This window comes from Streptomyces sp. NPDC046887, assembly GCF_040644755.1.
Classification (GTDB): domain Bacteria; phylum Actinomycetota; class Actinomycetes; order Streptomycetales; family Streptomycetaceae; genus Streptomyces; species Streptomyces lichenis.
Genome location: NZ_JBEYXH010000019.1, coordinates 1 through 17,349, shown reverse-complemented (window position 1 = coordinate 17,349; position 17,349 = coordinate 1). Strand labels below are relative to the sequence as shown.

General features: G+C 74.4%; 13 protein-coding genes. 6 read left to right on the top strand and 7 right to left on the bottom strand.

What is annotated here, in order from left to right:
* Positions 1–40: 40 nt before the first annotated feature.
* Positions 41–802 carry a LytTR family DNA-binding domain-containing protein gene (locus tag ABZ945_RS18790; RefSeq protein ID WP_361270492.1) on the bottom strand — a complete coding sequence of 254 codons (762 nt, stop codon included), beginning with the start codon at positions 800–802 and terminating at the stop codon, positions 41–43.
* 155 nt (positions 803–957) lie between these two features.
* Between ABZ945_RS18790 and ABZ945_RS18785 the strand changes: the two genes are divergently transcribed.
* Positions 958–1,632: a hypothetical protein gene (locus tag ABZ945_RS18785; protein ID WP_361270489.1), complete on the top strand. Its 675-nt coding sequence runs from the start codon at positions 958–960 to the stop codon at positions 1,630–1,632.
* A 15-nt stretch (positions 1,633–1,647) separates the two neighbouring features.
* Here ABZ945_RS18785 and ABZ945_RS18780 read toward each other — a convergent pair whose 3' ends face one another.
* From ABZ945_RS18780 to ABZ945_RS18770, 3 genes are all read right to left on the bottom strand, one after another.
* Entirely contained in the window at positions 1,648–2,532 is an 885-nt protein-coding gene (locus ABZ945_RS18780; RefSeq protein WP_361270486.1) for a DNA-formamidopyrimidine glycosylase family protein, read from the bottom strand.
* 47 nt (positions 2,533–2,579) lie between these two features.
* Positions 2,580–4,745, bottom strand: coding sequence for a SpoIIE family protein phosphatase (locus ABZ945_RS18775; RefSeq protein ID WP_361270483.1), 2,166 nt, complete (start codon positions 4,743–4,745; stop codon positions 2,580–2,582).
* Between the two features lie 164 nt (positions 4,746–4,909).
* Positions 4,910–6,247: a DUF6777 domain-containing protein gene (locus ABZ945_RS18770; protein ID WP_361270481.1), complete on the bottom strand. Its 1,338-nt coding sequence runs from the start codon at positions 6,245–6,247 to the stop codon at positions 4,910–4,912.
* Between the two features lie 243 nt (positions 6,248–6,490).
* Between ABZ945_RS18770 and ABZ945_RS18765 the strand changes: the two genes are divergently transcribed.
* The 3 genes from ABZ945_RS18765 (at position 6,491) to ABZ945_RS18755 (ending at position 9,557) form a co-directional block, all read left to right on the top strand.
* On the top strand, positions 6,491–7,363 hold the full coding sequence (locus tag ABZ945_RS18765) for a YndJ family protein (RefSeq protein WP_361270751.1): 873 nt from the start codon (positions 6,491–6,493) through the stop codon (positions 7,361–7,363).
* Positions 7,364–7,577: 214 nt separating this feature from the next.
* Positions 7,578–8,084 (top strand): DUF1990 domain-containing protein, encoded by a 507-nt coding sequence (locus tag ABZ945_RS18760; protein ID WP_361270748.1) that lies wholly within the window; start codon positions 7,578–7,580, stop codon positions 8,082–8,084.
* A gap of 60 nt (positions 8,085–8,144) precedes the next feature.
* Positions 8,145–9,557 (top strand): lipase maturation factor family protein, encoded by a 1,413-nt coding sequence (locus ABZ945_RS18755; protein ID WP_361270479.1) that lies wholly within the window; start codon positions 8,145–8,147, stop codon positions 9,555–9,557.
* A 124-nt stretch (positions 9,558–9,681) separates the two neighbouring features.
* Here ABZ945_RS18755 and ABZ945_RS18750 read toward each other — a convergent pair whose 3' ends face one another.
* Together ABZ945_RS18750 and ABZ945_RS18745 are read right to left on the bottom strand one after the other, a co-directional pair.
* Entirely contained in the window at positions 9,682–9,846 is a 165-nt protein-coding gene (locus ABZ945_RS18750) for a hypothetical protein (RefSeq protein ID WP_361270476.1), read from the bottom strand.
* A gap of 369 nt (positions 9,847–10,215) precedes the next feature.
* On the bottom strand, positions 10,216–11,760 hold the full coding sequence (locus ABZ945_RS18745) for an SDR family NAD(P)-dependent oxidoreductase (RefSeq protein WP_361270473.1): 1,545 nt from the start codon (positions 11,758–11,760) through the stop codon (positions 10,216–10,218).
* Between the two features lie 470 nt (positions 11,761–12,230).
* On the opposite strand from ABZ945_RS18745, the gene ABZ945_RS18740 reads away from it, so the two are divergent.
* Positions 12,231–14,051: an amidohydrolase gene (locus tag ABZ945_RS18740; RefSeq protein WP_361270470.1), complete on the top strand. Its 1,821-nt coding sequence runs from the start codon at positions 12,231–12,233 to the stop codon at positions 14,049–14,051.
* A gap of 78 nt (positions 14,052–14,129) precedes the next feature.
* Here the strand turns inward: ABZ945_RS18740 and ABZ945_RS18735 are convergent, their stop codons facing one another.
* The gene (locus ABZ945_RS18735) at positions 14,130–15,455 is read right to left on the bottom strand and encodes a transglycosylase family protein (protein ID WP_361270467.1); all 1,326 of its coding nucleotides are present in this window, start codon (positions 15,453–15,455) and stop codon (positions 14,130–14,132) included.
* Positions 15,456–15,795: 340 nt separating this feature from the next.
* Here ABZ945_RS18735 and gndA point away from each other — a divergent pair, with 340 nt between their 5' ends.
* Positions 15,796–17,238, top strand: a complete 1,443-nt coding sequence (gene gndA / locus ABZ945_RS18730) for an NADP-dependent phosphogluconate dehydrogenase (RefSeq protein ID WP_361270465.1) — start codon at positions 15,796–15,798, stop codon at positions 17,236–17,238.
* The last annotated feature ends 111 nt before the right edge of the window (positions 17,239–17,349 follow it).

Below are 17,349 nucleotides of genomic sequence, written 5' to 3'. Positions count from 1 at the left end.
GTGGGCGGGCGGACGTTGGTACGCGGCTCAGGTGCGGGGCTCAGGTGCGGGGCGGGCCGCCGCGGGCGGCGTGGCGGGTGAGCAGGTCGCGCAGCTGGCGGCTGTGCCGGCGGCTGACCGGGAGGTCGGTGCCGGCCACCCGGACGGTGGTCGCCCCGGCGTCCAGCCGCAGTTCCTCGACGCGGTGGAGGGCGACCAGATGGCTGCGGTGCACCCGTACGAAACCCCGGTCCGCCCAGCGTTCCTCCAGGGTGGACAGCGGGATGCGCACCAGATGGCTGCCGTCGCGGGTGTGCAGCCGGGCGTAGTCGCCCTGCGCCTCGACGAAGGCGATGTCCTCGACCGCGACGAACCGGGTGACCCCGCCGAGCTCCACCGCCAGTTGCTCGGGCGCGGCGCCCGGCGGGGCCGGCTCGGTCAGTTCGCGGACCCGGCGCACCGCCTCCGCCAGGCGCTCCCGGCGCACCGGTTTGAGGACGTAGTCGATGGCCTTGAGGTCGAACGCCTGGAGCGCGAAGCCCTCGTGGGCGGTGACGAAGACGATCAGCGGCGGCCGGTCGAAGTGGGCGATCAGCCGGGCGACCTCCAGTCCGGTGGGCCCGGCCATATGGATGTCCAGGAAGACGACGTCGATGGCGTCCGCGCCGCCCGGCCCGGCCTCCAGCGCCCGCCCGATGCGGCGCAGCGCCGCGTCCGGGTCGGTGGCGCCCTCGGCGCTGCGGACCCGGGGGTCGGCACGGAGCAGGTAGAGCAGCTCCTCCAGGGCCGGCTGCTCGTCGTCGACCGCCAGTGCGCGCACCATGGCCGGGAAGTCTAGGCCCTCGCTTCCGGGTGCTGATTGAGCCGGAGGCGTGCTTCCTGCGTACTCCTCGGCGAACGGCCCTCCCCGGACCGTCACCACCGAGCGTCGCCGTCGAGCGCGCGTCACGCGGTCAACCCTGAGGAGAGAGGCCCCCCATGAGTCTGCGGGAGCGGCATCACGATGTCGCCGCTTATGCGCTGGGTGTGCTGGAGCCCGGGGACGCGCTGGCCTGCGAGGAGCATCTGCGCGGCTGCGGGCCATGCGCGGAGGGGCTGGCCGGGTTCGCCGTCGCGGTCTCGGCGCTGGCGCAGCTCGCGGGCCGTGAACCGCCGGCCCCGCCGGGGCCGGAGGCCGTCCGGCACGGCGCGGTGCGGGGGAAGCGGCGAGGGGGCCGGGTCGGGGGGCGCCGGGCGGTCTCGGGGCGGCGGCCGCGGGGGGCGCGGCCCTGGGCGGTGCGGGTGGCGGGGGCGGCCGCGGTGCTGGCGCTGGCGGTGCCGGGCGCCGCGCTGCTCAGCCCGGACGGCGGCCCCGCCGGGCCGCGCCGGGCCTCGGCGGCGGACGCGGCGACCGGGGTGGCGGCGGAGGTGTCGCTATGGGACCGGGAGTGGGGTACGGACCTGGCGCTGCGGGTGACCGGGGTGCGGACGCCCGGGGTGTGCGAGCTGTTCGCGGTGCGCACGGACGGCGAAGCCTGGCCGGTGACCAGCTGGTCCGCGGCGGCCGGCTACGAGCCGCTGGTGGAGGCCGGGACCGCGATGCGGCTGGGTGAGATCGACCGGCTGGAGGTGCGGACCGCCGACGGCGGGCGGCTGCTGGCGCTACGGCCGTAGGGAGGGCGAGGCGGGTCACTTCAGCAGGCGGGAGAGCCGGCGGTCGGCCAGCGGTTTGCCGCCGGTCTGGCAGGTGGGGCAGTACTGGAGCGAGGAGTCCCGGTAGGAGACCTCGCGGATGGTGTCGCCGCAGACCGGGCAGGGCTCCCCTGCGCGGCCGTGGACCCGCATCCCGCTCTTCTTCTCGGCCTTCAGCCGTCCGGCGGCGACCCCTCGGGAGCGGGCCACGGCGTCCGCGAGGGTGGTGCGCAGCGCCTCGTACAGGGCGGTGGTCTCGGCCTCGTCGAGGTTCTGCACCGGCTTGAACGGCGACATCCTCACCACGTGCAGGATCTCGTCGCTGTAGGCGTTGCCGATGCCGGCGATGAGGCTCTGGTCGCGCAGGGCGCCCTTGATCTGGCGGCGCTCCCCCGCGAGCAGGGCGGCGAAGGCGTCCCGGGTGAACGCGTCGGTGAGCGGGTCGGGGCCGAGCCGGGCCACGCCGGGGACCTGGGCGGGGTCGCGGACCAGGTGGACGGCGAGCCGTTTGGTGGTGCCGGCCTCGGTGAGGTCGAAGCCGTCGCCGCCGGTCAGCGCCACCCGCAGGGCGAGCGGCCCCTTGCCGGGGCGCGGTGGGCCGGAGGGCAGCACGTCCCGCCACTGGAGCCAGCCCGCCCGGGCGAGATGGACGACGAGGTGGAGCCCGTCGGCGGCCCCTGCCGCGGGCCCGTTCGCGGTGATGTCCAGGAACTTGCCGTGCCTCCCGACCGCGGTGACGGCCGCGCCGTCCAGTGCGGTCAGCGGCGGGTCGTAGGTCTTGAGGACGCTGATGGCGACGGGTAGGGCGCGGGCGATCTCCTTGCCGACGAGATGCTCGTCGAGGAACTCGCGCAGCGCTTCCACCTCGGGCAGTTCGGGCATGGCTCCAGACTGCCCGAGTCCGGTACCCGGCGCGAGGGGCGGAGGGCCTACGGCCCCGGTGGCCTGGTCGGCGTACCGCCCCAGGCGGGGCCGGCGGCCCGGGCGGGGGTGGGGCGGGCGGCGGTGCCGTCGGGCGGGGCGGGGGCGCCGGGCCGGCCGGCCATGGGGAACTCGCACCACACGCACTTGCCGGTGCCGCGCGATTCCACGCCCCACGCCTCGGCCAGCAGGTCCACCAGCATGAGCCCGCGGCCCGACACGCCCGAGAGTCCGGCCTCGCGGCGGCGGGGCAGGACGCTGGAGCGGTCCTCGACCTCGACCCTGAGCCGGCGGCGCGATCCGGTGAGCATCCGCAGGGTGACGACGGCTCCGCCGTCGGTGTGCAGCAGCGCGTTGGTGATCAGTTCGTCGGCGACCAGCTCGATCTCGTCGGCGCGGGCGCCGGCGCCCCAGGCCCGTACCGCCGCCCGGATCATATGGCGGGCGGAGGTCAGGGCCTCCGGGTCGCTCTGGGCCACATGCTGCTGGAGCCGGCCGCCGGTCCGGGGGGCGTGGCCGCCGACCCGGCGGAGCAGCAGTAGGGCGACGTCGTCGTCACCGCCGCGTTCGTCGGCCGCTCCGCACAGATGGTCGGCGAGCAGCTGGAGCTCGCGGGGGCCGCCGCGGATCTGGGCGGTGAGCCACTGCAGGCCTTCGTCGAGGTCGGCGCCGGGCAGCTCCACCAGGCCGTCGGTGTAGAGCAGCAGGGTCTGGCCCGGGTCCAGTTCCAGGGTGCCGACGGGGTAGTCCAGGCGGCCGAACTCGGCGGAGAGCCCGAGCGGCATCCCGCCCACCACGGGCAGCCGGCGGCAGGTGCCGTCGGCCTCCACCAGCAGCGGGTCGACATGCCCGGCGCGCACCACCTGCACCACGCCGGTGGCGAGGTCGGCCTCCACATAGGTGCAGGTGGCGAAGCGGTCGGTGTCCAGTTCGTGGAGGAAGGAGGAGGCCCGGGCCATCACGGTGGCCGGAGTGTGCCCCTCGGTGGCGTAGGCGCGCAGCACGATCCGGAGCTGGCCCATCACCGCGGCGGCATGGGTGTCGTGGCCCTGGACGTCGCCGATGACCGCGCCGAGCCGGCCGCCGGGCAGCGGGATGACGTCGTACCAGTCGCCGCCGATGTCCCGGCCGAGCCGGGCGGCCCGGTAGCGGACGGCGATCCGGGCGCCGGGCACCTCGGGGATGCGGCGGGGCAGCATCGCCTGCTGGAGTCCTTCGGCGAGGTCGTGCTCCTGTTCGTAGAGCATGGCCCGTTGCAGGCTCTGGCCGAGGCTGCTGCCGAGTGCCACCAGGACGTTGCGGTCCTCGGAGCTGAAGCCGATCTTGTCGCTGTAGAGCAGGCCGAGGGCGCCGATCGGGCGGGCCTGGGCGATCAGCGGCAGATAGGCGGCGGAGGTGATGCCGAGCCCGTCGAGGTGCGGCCAGAGGATGGGGTAGGAGTCGGCGAAGTCCTCGGGGGACTCGATGAACCGGGGGCGCAGGGTGCGCACCACCTCGCTCATCGGGTACTGCTCGTCCACCCGGGTGTAGCGGGTGCCGGGGACGTAGGCGGTCCGCGGCCCGTCGGCGACCAGGTGGATGCGGCCGGACTCCAGCAGGCCCATCACCATGCTGGCGGCGCCGAGGTTCGCCAGGCCCTGGGAGTCCTTGAGCACGTCGATGACGTCCTGGACGGTCCGGGCGTGCGCCAGGGCCGCGGTGGCCGACTCGACCACGCTGGTCTGGCGGCGGCGCTCCTCGTCGACCTCGCGGCGGGCGGTGGACTCGGCGAGTTCGTCGGTGGCGTCGCGGACCACGCCGATGATGCGGCGCGGTCGGCCGGTCTCGTCCCGGCGGATGATGCCCTGGGTGTGGGTCCAGCGCAGCGCGCCGTCGTGCGAGCGTATGCGGAAGTACGCCCCGCAGTGGGTGGAGCCGTCCTTGAGGGCCTGGGCGACCAGGGTGTCCAGCCGGATGGCCTCGGTGGGCGGCAACCGCGCGATGAGCGTCGCGGGACGGCCGTCGTAGGCGGCGGCTTCCAGCTCGAAGACGCCGAGGGCGGGCGCGTCCAGGTGCATCAGCCCGGTGTCGAGGTCCCAGTCGAAGGTGCCCATGCCGTTGAGGGACAGGCTCAGATCCGGAGGGGCGGGCCAGTCCTCGGGAGGCGACAGGGCATCCGCTGCCGGATCAACCATGGGGCCACTCTGCCATCATCCGTAGAGTTTTTCGACCTGGTATGTACCTTATGGGACCTGAGGCGAGGCTGGGTGGGATCCCGAAGCCACCTCGGCCGGCGGGACCGGGAAGCAAGCCCGGCGGCGGGGCTCGCCTCGCGGTCCACCGCCCCCTCCAGCGGGGCTCACTCCATGTCGAAGACCGGCTCCTCCTCCGGACCGGCGCCGTCCGGGCCCGAGGCCGGACCCGAGCCCTGCGGACCGCCGTCGCCGCCGTCCCCGCCCTCGCCCGCTCCGTCCGCCCCACCCGCTCCACCGGCATAGGGGCCCGCGTCCGGCCCGTACAGGTCCTCCGGTTCGGCCATCACCGGGGGCTCGGGCGGCGGGGGCGGGGTGGGGCAGCCCGGCGGTACGGCGATGCCCTCGCCCGGGTCGGTCGGGCAGTCCTCCGGTTCGACGGTCTCCGGGGCCGCCCCCTCGGGCTCCGCGGTGTCCGGTCGGCCCGGCCGCTCGGGCTCGCCGGTGCCGGGGCCGTCCGGCACCGCCGTTCCGCCGTCCGGCACGCCCGGGACCGTCCGCTCGCCCTCCGGCTGGTCCGGCCGGGGAGCCGGGCCGGTGCCCTCGGGCTGCCGCCCGGGCGGGGTGGCCGGGCCGGAGCCGGGGTCCTGCGAGGGTTCGGCCTCCGGCACGGCGGCCTCGGCGAGGTCCCGCTCCCCCGGCGCGTACGGTGGCGGGGAGGTGGGCGCCGCGTCCTGCGCGCCACTGGTGCCCATGGGCCGCTCCACCCAGGTGCTGCTCAGGACGTTGACGATGACCAGGCTCTCCACCGGCCGACGGGTCGGGGTGATCATCAGGGTGCGTCCGGGGTCGAACCCGGGCCAGGCCTCGCCCTCGTGCTCGGCGGCGCCGCGGGCGTCCACCGCGGTACGCAGCGGGTTGCCCCCGGCGCAGCGCACCCTGGGTGTGCCGTAGCGGTCGACCATGACGGCGGTGCCGGTCTGGAGCACCGCCTGGTACGGGTCGGCGGCGCCGTCGCGGTAGCCGTGGCCGGTGACCCTGGCGTCGGCGCGCAGCAGCACCGGGGTGAGGCCGCGCACCCAGGGCGCGAGGCCCGCCGGGGTGACGCCGGCGGCCTGGGCGAAGGCGCGCGCCTTGGTGGCGTCCTCGGTGAGCAGGGACGCCTGGCGCTCGACGTCGCAGCTGGGCACCGAGCGGGTGCCGCCGTACAGGCCGGGCGTGGAGCCGGGCACACTGCGCGCGCTCTGCCCCCGGGCGCCCGCCGCGGGTGAGGCGGCGGAGGCGGGCAGTCCGGGCGCCGGCCGGGCGGTGGAGGCGGTGAACGGGTCCGGGCCCGGGTCGCCGGCGGGCAGCAGCCGCACCTTCTGGGCACCGGCGGACATCTGCGGCCCGGCGTCCCCACCTCCCTCGCCGCCACCGCAGCCCGCGACGAGCAGCGCGACGGCCAGCGTGTACGCGGCGGGCACCTGGGGCGCGACACGACGGCGGCACGTGGGTGTGGGCACGCGGGGGGCCTCCTGTCCTCCGGGGCGTCCCCGGCCCGGCGGTGCCGCCCGGGGACTGATGGCTCTGCGCTCCTGTCTGCCGGACGCCGGACCGCCCCGCAAGCCGGGTGGTCCGACCGGGGGACGGAGCCACGGGATGCCTCACCCCAGAGCGACTTGAACGCGTTCAAGAACCCTTCTAGAGTGAGCGGGACGACGGACTTGAACGTGTTCAAGATTCTGCTGCGGGGAGGGGTGGGACCGATGTGGCCGCTGGTGAACCTGATCGTGGCCCTGGGCATGGTGGTGGTCCTGCCGCTGGGCTTGGCCCTGCTGGGCCCAGCGGAGTTCCGAACGGTACGGCGGCTGTGGCCGCTCTTCGCGGTGCCCGGGGCGGTCTGCCTCTGGCTGCCCCGCGGTGCCCTCGCCACCGCGCTGGCCGGTGTGTACGCGCTCGGCGCGGTGCTGCTGGCGGGACACGCGGCCGGCCGGCTGGTACGCGGCGGCCGGGCGGTGTTCACCCCGGCCGAGGTGGCCGCCCTCACCGCGCTGGCCAGCCCCGCCGTGGCCGCCTCGGCGCTGGTCGCCGAGCGGGCGGGGTACCGGCTCCTCGGCTTCGACCTCGACATCCTGGCGCTGACCGTGCCGCACTTCCACTTCGCCGGGTTCGCCGCCGCCCTGGTGGCCGGGCTGGTGTGCCGTACCGCCGACCGCCCGGCGGCCGGGTTCGCCGGGTACAGCGTGCCGCTGGGGACCCTGCTGGTGCTGGCCGGCTACTTCGTGGACGACTGGGCCGAACTGCTCGGCGCGCTGGTGCTGACCGCCGGGATGTGGACGGTCGCCTGGCTCACCTGGCGCGAGGTGCGGCCCACCGCGCCCGACCGGGCCACCCGGGCCCTGCTGGCCGTCTCGGCCGCCGTCCTGGTGGCGACGATGCTGCTGGCCCTCAGCTGGGCGGTCGGTCAGGCGACCGGGCTGCCCCACCCCGACCTGGCCTGGATGGCGGCCACCCACGGCCTGGGCAACGCGCTGGGCTTCGCCCTCTGCTCGGTGCTGGCCTGGCGGCGGCTCGGCACCTCCACCGGCGGAGCGGCAGCCGGTGCCGGGCCCGGCACCGGCACGCTGACCGCCGCCTGAACCCGACCCCCTCGGGCCGCCACGGCCACGACCGAGCCCCGAGCCACCCGACGACCACCCAGGGACGTACCCCATGAGCCGACTGATCCGCGCACTCAGCGACCATGACCACGGCCGGGCCGACGGCGCCCGCCATGGCCACCTCGGCCGCACCCCGCACGATCCCGCCCGTCCGGAGACCACCCACCCGCAGACCATTCACCCGGAGGACCCTATGCCACCCGACCTGACCTACCCGGAGACCGGTGCCACCCTGGAGCGGCCGCTGCCGGCCGGCTACCACCATCTGCACCACACCGCGCCGATCGGGCACGGGCGGGAGGTGTTCCAGCGCGCCGGGGCGGCCGTCATGACCTGGCGGATGCACCGGCGGACCGGGGTACGGGTGGCGGCGGACACCCCGCGCGCCGAGCCGGGGACCCGTGTCTCGGTCGGGTTCGGCACGGCACGGCGGGGAATCACCGCCCCCTGCGCGGTGGTCTGGACCGTGGACGACACCACCCGGACCGGCTTCGCCTACGGCACCCTGCCCGGGCACCCCGAGACGGGCGAGGAGTCCTTCGTGGTGGACCTGCGCCCGGACGGGTCGGTGTGGTTCACGGTCACCGCGTTCAGCCGCCCCGGCTGCTGGTACACCCGGCTGGCCGGGCCGGTGGTACCGCTGCTGCAACGGGCCTACGCCGTCCAACTGGGCCGCACCCTGCGTCGGCTCGCCACCTGATGGCCCGGCACGGCGGTGTCGCGCCGGCGTCGAGGAGCCCGGCGCGGATACTCGGGACCGATGGAATGGTTCTGGTTCGCCTCCTCCGACTACTGGCTGAGCCGGCTGGTCTTCCAGCGGGCGCTGGCCGCCGTCTACCTGGTCGCCTTCCTCGCGGCCGCCCTGCAGTTCCGGGCGCTGATCGGGAGCCGGGGCATGCTGCCGGTGCCCCGGTATCTGGAGCGGGTGCCGTTCCGGGCCGCGCCGAGCGTGTTCCACTGGCACTACTCGGACCGGTTCTTCGCGCTCTGCGCCTGGGGCGGCGCGGCGCTCGCCCTCGCCCTGGTCGCGGGCGCCGGTGACGCGGTCCCGCTGGCCGTCTCCATGGCGCTGTGGGCCGTGCTCTGGGCGCTGTACCTGTCGATCGTGAACGTGGGGCAGACCTGGTACGGCTTCGGCTGGGAGTCGCTACTGCTGGAGACCGGGTTCCTGGCGGTCTTCCTGGGCAACGAGGAGACCGCCCCGCCGGTGCTGGTGCTGTTCCTGCTGCGCTGGCTGCTGTTCCGGGTGGAGTTCGGCGCCGGGCTGATCAAACTGCGCGGCGACTCCTGCTGGCGCGATCTGACCTGCTTGTACTACCACCATGAGACCCAGCCGATGCCCGGCCCGCTGAGCTGGTTCTTCCACCGGCTGCCGAGGCCGCTGCACCGGGTGGAGACGGCGGCCAACCATGTCGCCCAGCTGGCGGTGCCGGTGCTGCTGTTCACCCCGCAGCCGGTGGCGAGCGCCGCCGCCGGGCTGATCGTGGTGACCCAGCTGTGGCTGGTGGCGTCGGGCAACTTCGCCTGGCTGAACTGGCTGACCATCGTGCTCGCGCTGTCCGCCGTGGACGGCTCGATGGTGGCCGCCCCGCCGGTGCTGCCCGCTCCCCCGCTGTGGTTCGGGGTGCTGGTGCTCGCCGTCACCGCGCTGGTGCTGGGCTTGAGCGTGCGGCCGGCCCGCAATCTGCTCTCCCGCCACCAGGCGATGAACCGGTCCTTCGACCCGCTGCACCTGGTCAACACCTACGGTGCCTTCGGCACGGTGGGGCGGGTCCGGCGCGAGATCGTCATCGAGGGCACCGAGGAGGCGACGGCCCACCCGGGCACGGTCTGGCGGGAGTACGGCTTCCGGGGCAAGCCGGGGGACGTGCGACGGCTGCCGCGCCAGTTCGCGCCGTACCATCTGCGGCTGGACTGGATGATGTGGTTCGCCGCGCTCTCCCCCGCGTACGCCCGGTCCTGGTTCACCCCGTTCGTCGAGCGGCTGCTGGAGGGCGACCGGGACACCCTGCGGCTGCTGGGGCACAACCCCTTCCCGGACGGCCCGCCGGCGCAGATTCGGGCCCGGCTCTACCGGTACCGGTTCACCACCGGGGAGGAGCGGCGGGCGACGGGCGCCTGGTGGCACCGCACCGCGGAGCGGGACTTCCTGCCGCCGACCCGGCTGCGCTGACCGCGCCGCTGCCGGGGCCCGGGCCCGCGGACAGCCGCGCGCCCTCCGCCGGCGGGCGCGCGGGGCGTCGCGGGGCGGAGGGCACGGAGGCGCGGTACGTACGCGGCTCGGGCGACCGGCCGGCTCAGTCGATACCGGGCAGGATGTGCGGCTCGGCGAGGTCGTCCTCGTAGCCCGCGAGTCGGATGGGCGCCGAGCGGGCCCACACCTCAAGGCTGCCGAGGGTCTCGGAACGGGCGAGGCGCTCGCCGGGTTCCGCAGGCTCCTGAATGGTCGTTTCTGGTGTCACCGCGCACTCCTGTCGTGTCGCGAACCTATGAGGACATGTACTGCCGTTCGGTCGCGGTGGCGCCGGTCATCGGGCGGGACCGCAGCCTTGGTGGCAGGCTTGTCCCCAGGCCGACCCGAGGGGTTTCGTGGCCCCCGGTCGGTCGGCCGTTCGCCCCAGGTTAACCAAATGAGCGAGGTTCCGCTCGATGGAACGCGTCACAGGGTGGGAATCCGGACACGCCGGGCGCATGCGGGTACGCCACTCCGCCGGAGGGCGTCCTGCGGGCTCTCCGACGGATGGGGCGGGCGGGAATCGCGGGACGCTCAGCAAGCGGTTTCCGTTTGGCGCGCCCGCGCCCTGGCGTTCACCCCACGGGGTGGCGCCTGCTCACCACTGGCCGGGGGCGTAGTCCTTGAGGAAGCAGCCGTAGAGGTCCTCGCCCGCCTCGCCGCGCACGATCGGGTCGTAGACCCGGGCCGCGCCGTCCACCAGATCCAGCGGGGCGTGGAAGCCGGCCTCGGCGAGCCGCACCTTGTCCGGGTGCGGGCGCTCGTCGGTGATCCAGCCGGTGTCCACGGCCGTCATCAGGATGCGGTCGGAGTCGAACATCTCCTGGGCGCTGGTGCGGGTCAGCATGTTCAGCGCGGCCTTGGCCATGTTGGTGTGCGGGTGCCCGGCGCCCTTGTAGCCGCGGGCGAAGACGCCCTCCATGGCGGAGACGTTGACGACATAGGTGCGGCGGGCCGGGGAGGCGGCCATGGCCGCCCGGAGCCGGCTGATCAGGATGAACGGGGCGGTGGAGTTGCACAGCTGCACTTCCAGCAGCTCGACCGGGTCCACCTCGGAGACCGTCTGCACCCAGCTGTTGGTGTCGTGCAGGTCGGGTACGAGCCCGCCGGCGTCGATGGCGGTGCCGGCCGCTATCCGCTCCAGCGAGGCGGAACCGCTGACCAGGGCCAGGTCGGTGATGTCCTGGGCGGTGAGCTGGTCCCCGCCGCGCGGTCCGGGCAGCGCGGCGACGGAGTCCACCGTTCCGCTGCCGAAGGTGCCGATGACCTCGGCGGACGGCAGTTCACCGGCGGGCAGCGGGGCGGACTCGGCGGCCACCAGCTCGCGGTAGGCGCCGGGCGAGCGGCGCACAGTCTGGGCGGCGTTGTTGATCAGGATGTCCAGCGGCCCGGCGGCGGCGACGGAGTCGGCGAGGGCCACCACCTGGGCGGGGTCGCGCAGGTCGATGCCGACGATCTTCAGCCGGCCGATCCACTCGTCGCTGTCCGGCATGGCCTTGAAGCGGCGGATGGCGTCGCCGGGGAAGCGGGTGGTGATGGTGGTGTGGGCGCCGTCCCGGAGCAGCCGCAGCGCGATGTACATGCCGATCTTGGCGCGGCCGCCGGTGAGCAGGGCCCGCCGGCCGGTCAGGTCGGTGCGGGCGTCGCGCCTGGCGCGGTTCTCGGCGGCGCACTTCTGGCAGAGCTGGTGGTAGAAGGCGTCGACCTCGACGTACCGCTGCTTGCAGACGTAGCAGGAGCGGGGGCGCTGGAGGATGCCGGCGATCTCGCCGACGGTGGAGGAGGAGGGCAGCAGGCCCTGGGTCTCGTCGTCGATGCGGTCGGCGGAGCCGGTGGCGGTGGCCTCGGTGACGGCCCGGTCGTTGGCGGTCTTGGCGGCGCGGCGCTCCTGGCGGCGGCGCTGCTTGACGGTGCGGTAGATGCCGGAGGTGGCCCGGCGGACCGCGATGGCGTCCGGGTGGTCGACCTCGATCCGGTCGAGCTCGGCGAGGACGCTCAGGCAGACGGCCAGCCGCTCGGGGTCGATGCCCGGCCCGTACGCCTCCGGACCCGGCTCGTACGCCTCCGGACCCGGCTCGTACGCCTCCGGACCCCGCTCGTACGCCTCCGGCTCGTACGCCTGGGTCTCTTCGGTCACCGTCATGGCGCTGCCGTTCCTCGCTCGCTCGTTCATTCCACCGCGCGCGACACGCGGGCGGCGGGTGCTTGTCAAAGGTGCTGTCGAAAGCCGCTTGTCAAAAGCCGAACTCTACGGGAGGCGGGGGCGCGAGGGCCAAGCGGAGGCCCGTGCTCTCGGTCACGGGGCGGGGGCGGGGCCGGAGCGGGGCCAGCGGATGGCCCGCGACCGGGACGGGAATTTTCAGAAAGGGGCGAAACGGACGGCGCTGCGGTTTCCCTCGACCGGCACCACCCCTGTTGGCCACGCGCTCAATAGCCCCCTCCCGCCCCAACCCCTTCGATTCAATGGCAAGCACCCACCCCATTCCTCCGATAGCGAGGCCGCGATGCGGACACGACGACCGCTGTCTACGGAAACCGCACCCCTTACGGTCCGGGTGTGACGCAGAACGCACCGTGCACCGGCACGGCACAGGCAGGGACGAGGGAGGGCTCATGAGGGGTACGCGGGGTACGCCGGGCCGCCGGGCGGTGCTGGCCGCCGGCGCGGTGACCGTCACCGCGGTCGCGCTCGACGGCTGCGGACCGGAACCCGAACGGGACGACTCCGGGAAGGACCAAGCCGCACAGGCGGCCGACCTGGTGCTGACCGGCGGCCATGTCCACACCGTGGACGCCGAGGACAGCGTGCACCAGGCGCTGGCGGTCACCGCCGGCCGGATCACCTTCGTCGGCACCGACCGGGAGGCCCGCCGCCATGTCGGCAAGGGCACCCGGGTCGTGGACCTGGGCGGCCGGATGGTGATGCCCGGACTGCACGACGGGCATCTGCATCCCATGTCCGGCGGGCAGGGGCTGCTCGGCTGCGACCTGGAGTACGAACCGCTCACGGTCCGGCAGTTCCAGGACCGCGTCAGGGCCTATCTGAAGCGGACGAAGGACGAGGGACCCGACTCCTGGGTCCAGGTCGAGCACTGGTACGCGCAGGCCATGCGGCCGGCCGGGACCAAGCTCACCAAGGCCGACCTGGACGCCCTGGGCACCCGGCGGCCGATCGTGGTCAAGTCCACCGACGGGCACACCGTGCTGGTCAGCAGCCGCGCCCTGGAGATCGCCGGTATCACCGCCGCGACGAAGGACCCGGCGGGCGGCGCCATCGCGCGGGACGCCCAGGGCGAGCCCACCGGTGTGCTGGAGGACGGGGCGACCGACCTGCTCACCGCGAAGATCCCGCAGCCGACCGCCGCGGAGAACCTGCGCATCGCCCGCACCGCCCTGGCCGCGCTCGCCGGGCAGGGGGTGACCACCTTCATGGACGCGCTGGCGTCCGAGGAGGGCATGGAGGCCTTCACCGCCCTCGCCAAGGAGGGCAAGCTCACCGCCCGGGCCTACTTCGCCCCGCTCGTCAACGTCGGCGACAAGGACCCGGTCGGCAAGGTGCGCGCCCTGCGCGACCGGTACGACGGGGGCGCCGTCAAGGCCGCGGCGGGGATCGCCGTACGCAACACCAAGCTCTTCCTCGACGGCGTGCTCCAGTACCCGGCGCAGACCGCCGGTCTGCTCCAGCCCTATCTGGAGTGCGGCCACGGCGAGTGCCGCCCCGGCAAGCGGACCGGCGCGCAGTACTGGAAGCAGGAGCAGCTCGACTCCATCGTGGCGGAGCTGACCACGGCGGGCTTGGACCCGCATGTCCACGCCATCGGCGACCGCTCGGTCCGTACCGCCCTCAACGCCTTCGCCCGCGTCCGCGAGCGGGGCGACCGCCGCAGCCGGCTGACCGTCGCCCACGCCGAACTGGTGGACCCCGCCGACATCAAGCGCTTCGCCCGGCTCGACGTGGTCGCCGCGATGGGGTTCCACTGGGCCAAGCCCGCCCCCGACTCCGTGGAGTCGGTCAAGCCCTACCTGGGCGCCAAGCGGTGGTCGAACTACGAACCGGAGGGGGACATCCTCGCCGGCGGCGGCCGGATATCCCTGGGCAGCGACTGGCCGGTCGACCCGCTGGACGAGTGGACCGCCATCAAGACGGCGATCACCCGGACCGCCGCGCCCGGCAGCGAGTACGCCGCGCAGGGGCCGATGACCCCGCATCAGCGCATCAGCCGCGCGGCCGCCCTGCGCGCTGCCACCCTCAACGGCGCCTACCAGCTGCGGCAGGAGGATCACACCGGTTCACTGGAGGCCGGCAAGTTCGCCGACCTCATCGTGCTGGACCGCAATGTGATGAAGGTCCCCGAGGAGGAGATCGCCGGGACGAAGGTGCTGCTGACCATGGTCGGCGGCCGGGTCGTGCACGGCTCGCTGGATCTGGAATAGGCCCCGGGGGATCTGGAATAGGCCCCGGGCAGACCCCCTTCCGTGCCCGGCGGGGCCGCCGGGCACGGAAGGGACGCGTCAGACGCGGACGCCGACGGACCTCAGATAGGCGAGCGGGTCGATGTCGGAGCCGTAGCCGGGACCGGTGCGGATCTCGAAGTGCAGGTGCGGGCCGGTGCTGTTGCCGGTGGAGCCGGAGCGGGCGATCCGCTGGCCGCCGCCCACCTGCTGCCCGGCCCGCACACTGAGGGCGGAGAGGTGGGCGTACTGGCTGTAGCGGCCGTCGTGGTGGCGGATCACGATCTGGTAGCCGTAGGAACCGGCCCAGCCCGCCGAGACGATCCGGCCGGGCGCCACCGCCTTGACGGAGGTGCCGGTGGGGACGGCGAAGTCGACACCGGTGTGGTAGCCGCTGGCCCAGGAGGAGCCCGCCTTGCGGTACGCGGTGCTCGGGCCTGCCTCCACCGGGGCGCTGAACCCGGCGGCGGTCCGCGGCTTGGCGGCCGCCTGCTGCGGCTTCGGCTTGGCCGCCTGCTGCCGGGGCTTGGGCTTGGCCGCGTCGGGTCTCGCCTGGGACTTGGCCGCCGGTCTGGTCTCGTTCGGCGGCTTCGCCGTGGTCTTGGGCTTGGTCTTCGGCGTGGTCTTGGGCGTGGAGGTTTCCGGACGCGGGCGTTCCGTGCGCGGCTTCTCCGTCACCGGGCCGGCCGCGGTACCGCGCAGCGCGAGCCGCTGACCGGGGAAGATCAGGTCCGGGTCGGAGCCGATCACGGTGCGGTTCTCCGCGTAGAGCCGCTGCCAGCCGCCGCTGACCCGCTCGGTGCGGGCGATACCCGAGAGCGAGTCGCCCCGTGCCACGGTGTAGCTCTCGCGCTTGCCCGGCACGGTGGTGGGCGTGGCGGCCGGCTGCTTCGGCTGGGCCTTGGCGCTCCGCTTGCGCGGAGAGGTGCTGTCCCGGCCGGTGTCCTCCCCGGTGGTGCGGACCCGCTCGCCGCGGTCGCCGTTCGGGGAGATGGCGGGGGCGTCGCCGCCGCGGGTGAGTCCGGCCTTGACCGAGCAGGCGGGCCAGGCGCGCGGGCCCTGGCCGTCCAGGACCTTCTCGGCGACGGCTATCTGCTGGTCCTTGGTGGCGAGGTCGGCGCGCGGCGCGTACCGCGTCCCGCCGAAGGCCTCCCAGGTGGACTGGGTGAACTGCAGGCCGCCGTAGTAGCCGTTGCCGGTGTTGATGTCCCAGTCGTCGGTGGACTCGCAGGCCGCGACCTTGTCCCAGGTGTCCACCGAGGCCGCCTCGGCCGTTCCGGCCGCCATCAGCGGCAGGGCCATGCCGGCGCCGCTCGCGGTGACGGTCAGCGAAGCCCGGTTGAGGCGGCTCGGCTGGTACCGCCGGTGTCGTCCGCGTAAGGCCATGGGTGGGTCTCCCCCCTTGCACAGGTCAGCGGCGGCCCAAGCTAGAGGGTGGGGCGGCCGGTGACAAGGGGCGGTGCCGATGTCACCTTCGGTGAGAGCGGGGCCGGCGGGATGGACGGGATGCGGGGGCAGTGCGTGCGGCGAGGCGGACGTTGCGGTGAATGACCCGCTCAGGTGGTGCGTACGGGTACGGGACCGGGGAAGGCAACCGCTGGTGACCGGGGCGTACGCGGGGCGCGCGGCATCGCGTCGGCGCGCACCCGTTCACCGGCCGGCCCGACGGCCCGGTCCGTCCGCCGGGACGCCATGAACCACCACCGAACAGCACAGGAGTACGCATATGAGCGGTACAGCCCAGATCGGTGTCACCGGGCTCGCGGTGATGGGCCGCAATCTGGCCCGGAACTTCGCCCGCAACGGCCTCACCGTCGCCCTGCACAACCGGACCCAGGCCCGTACCGACGCGCTGGTCGAGGAGTTCGGGGAGGAGGGCAACTTCGTTCCCACCGCCAGTGCGGAGGAGTTCGTGGCCGCGCTGGAGCGGCCCCGGCGGCTGGTGGTCATGGTGAAGGCGGGTGAGCCGACGGACGCGGTCATCGAGGAGTTCGCCCCGCTGCTGGAGGACGGCGACGTCATCATCGACGGCGGCAACGCCCACTTCGAGGACACCCGGCGCCGGGAGCGGGAGCTGCGCGAGCGCGGCATCCACTTCGTGGGGGCGGGGATCTCCGGCGGTGAGGAGGGGGCGCTGAACGGGCCCAGCATCATGCCGGGCGGCTCGGCCGAGTCGTATGAGTCGCTCGGCCCGCTACTGGAGCGGATCGCGGCCAAGGCGCCGGACGGCACTCCGTGTGTGAGCCATGTCGGCCCCGACGGGGCCGGGCACTTCGTCAAGATGGTGCACAACGGCATCGAGTACGCGGACATGCAGCTGATCGGCGAGGCGTACCACCTGCTGCGGTCGGTGGCGGGCTACTCGCCGGCCAAGATCGCCGAGACCTTCCGCGGCTGGAACGAGGGCCGGCTGGACTCGTACCTCATCGAGATCACCGCGCAGGTGCTGGCGCACACCGACGCCGCCACCGGCAAGCCGTTCGTGGACGTGGTGGCCGACCAGGCGGAGCAGAAGGGCACCGGCCGCTGGACGGTGCAGATCGCGCTGGACCTCGGGGTGCCGGTGTCGGGGATCGCGGAGGCGGTGTTCGCCCGCTCGCTGTCCGGTCACGCCGGGCTGCGGGAGGCCTCCCGGTCGCTGCCCGGTCCCACCGCCCAGCCGTTGGACGAGGCGGAGGCGGCGCGGTTCGCCGACCGGGTGGAGCAGGCCCTCTACGCGTCGAAGATCGTCTCGTACACCCAGGGCTTCCATATGATCCGGGCCGGCAGCGAGGCGTACGACTGGGAGGTGGACCTCGGCGCGGTGGCCTCGCTGTGGCGGGCCGGCTGCATCATCCGGGCGGCGTTCCTGGACCGGATCCGCACCGCGTACGACGCCCAGCCGGGGCTGCCCAGCCTGCTGGGCGACAAGGAGTTCGCCGCGGAGATCGGCGCGGCGCAGGACGACTGGCGCGAGGTGGTCGCCACCTCGGCGCGCCAGGGCGTCCCGGCCCCCGGCTTCGCGGCGGCCCTCTCCTACTACGACGCCCTGCGCGCCGACCGCCTCCCGGCCGCGCTCACCCAGGGCCAGCGGGACTACTTCGGCGCGCACACCTACCGGCGCACCGACCGGGACGGGGTGTTCCACACCCTCTGGGGCGGCGACCGCTCCGAGGTCAGCGCGGACTGACCCGGAATCCCGCCGGGCTTACGGGCGGGCACGGGCCCGGGCCCCCAGCCGAGGCAGCCGCCGGTGGTGCCGTCCAGCAGCCAGACGGTGACGGTCTCGCCGGACTGCTTG

Excerpts from the sequence above, each read along its gene's own strand:
- ABZ945_RS18765 (WP_361270751.1), top strand. The coding sequence starts at position 6,491 with ATGTGGCCGCTGGTGAACCTGATCGTGGCCCTGGGCATGGTGGTGGTC.
- ABZ945_RS18785 (WP_361270489.1), top strand. The coding sequence starts at position 958 with ATGAGTCTGCGGGAGCGGCATCACGATGTCGCCGCTTATGCGCTGGGT.
- ABZ945_RS18790 (WP_361270492.1), bottom strand. The coding sequence starts at position 802 with ATGGTGCGCGCACTGGCGGTCGACGACGAGCAGCCGGCCCTGGAGGAG.
- ABZ945_RS18755 (WP_361270479.1), top strand. The coding sequence starts at position 8,145 with ATGGAATGGTTCTGGTTCGCCTCCTCCGACTACTGGCTGAGCCGGCTG.
- ABZ945_RS18735 (WP_361270467.1), bottom strand. The coding sequence starts at position 15,455 with ATGGCCTTACGCGGACGACACCGGCGGTACCAGCCGAGCCGCCTCAAC.
- ABZ945_RS18745 (WP_361270473.1), bottom strand. The coding sequence starts at position 11,760 with ATGACGGTGACCGAAGAGACCCAGGCGTACGAGCCGGAGGCGTACGAG.
- ABZ945_RS18760 (WP_361270748.1), top strand. The coding sequence starts at position 7,578 with ATGCCACCCGACCTGACCTACCCGGAGACCGGTGCCACCCTGGAGCGG.
- ABZ945_RS18740 (WP_361270470.1), top strand. The coding sequence starts at position 12,231 with ATGAGGGGTACGCGGGGTACGCCGGGCCGCCGGGCGGTGCTGGCCGCC.
- ABZ945_RS18775 (WP_361270483.1), bottom strand. The coding sequence starts at position 4,745 with ATGGTTGATCCGGCAGCGGATGCCCTGTCGCCTCCCGAGGACTGGCCC.
- ABZ945_RS18780 (WP_361270486.1), bottom strand. The coding sequence starts at position 2,532 with ATGCCCGAACTGCCCGAGGTGGAAGCGCTGCGCGAGTTCCTCGACGAG.
- gndA (WP_361270465.1), top strand. The coding sequence starts at position 15,796 with ATGAGCGGTACAGCCCAGATCGGTGTCACCGGGCTCGCGGTGATGGGC.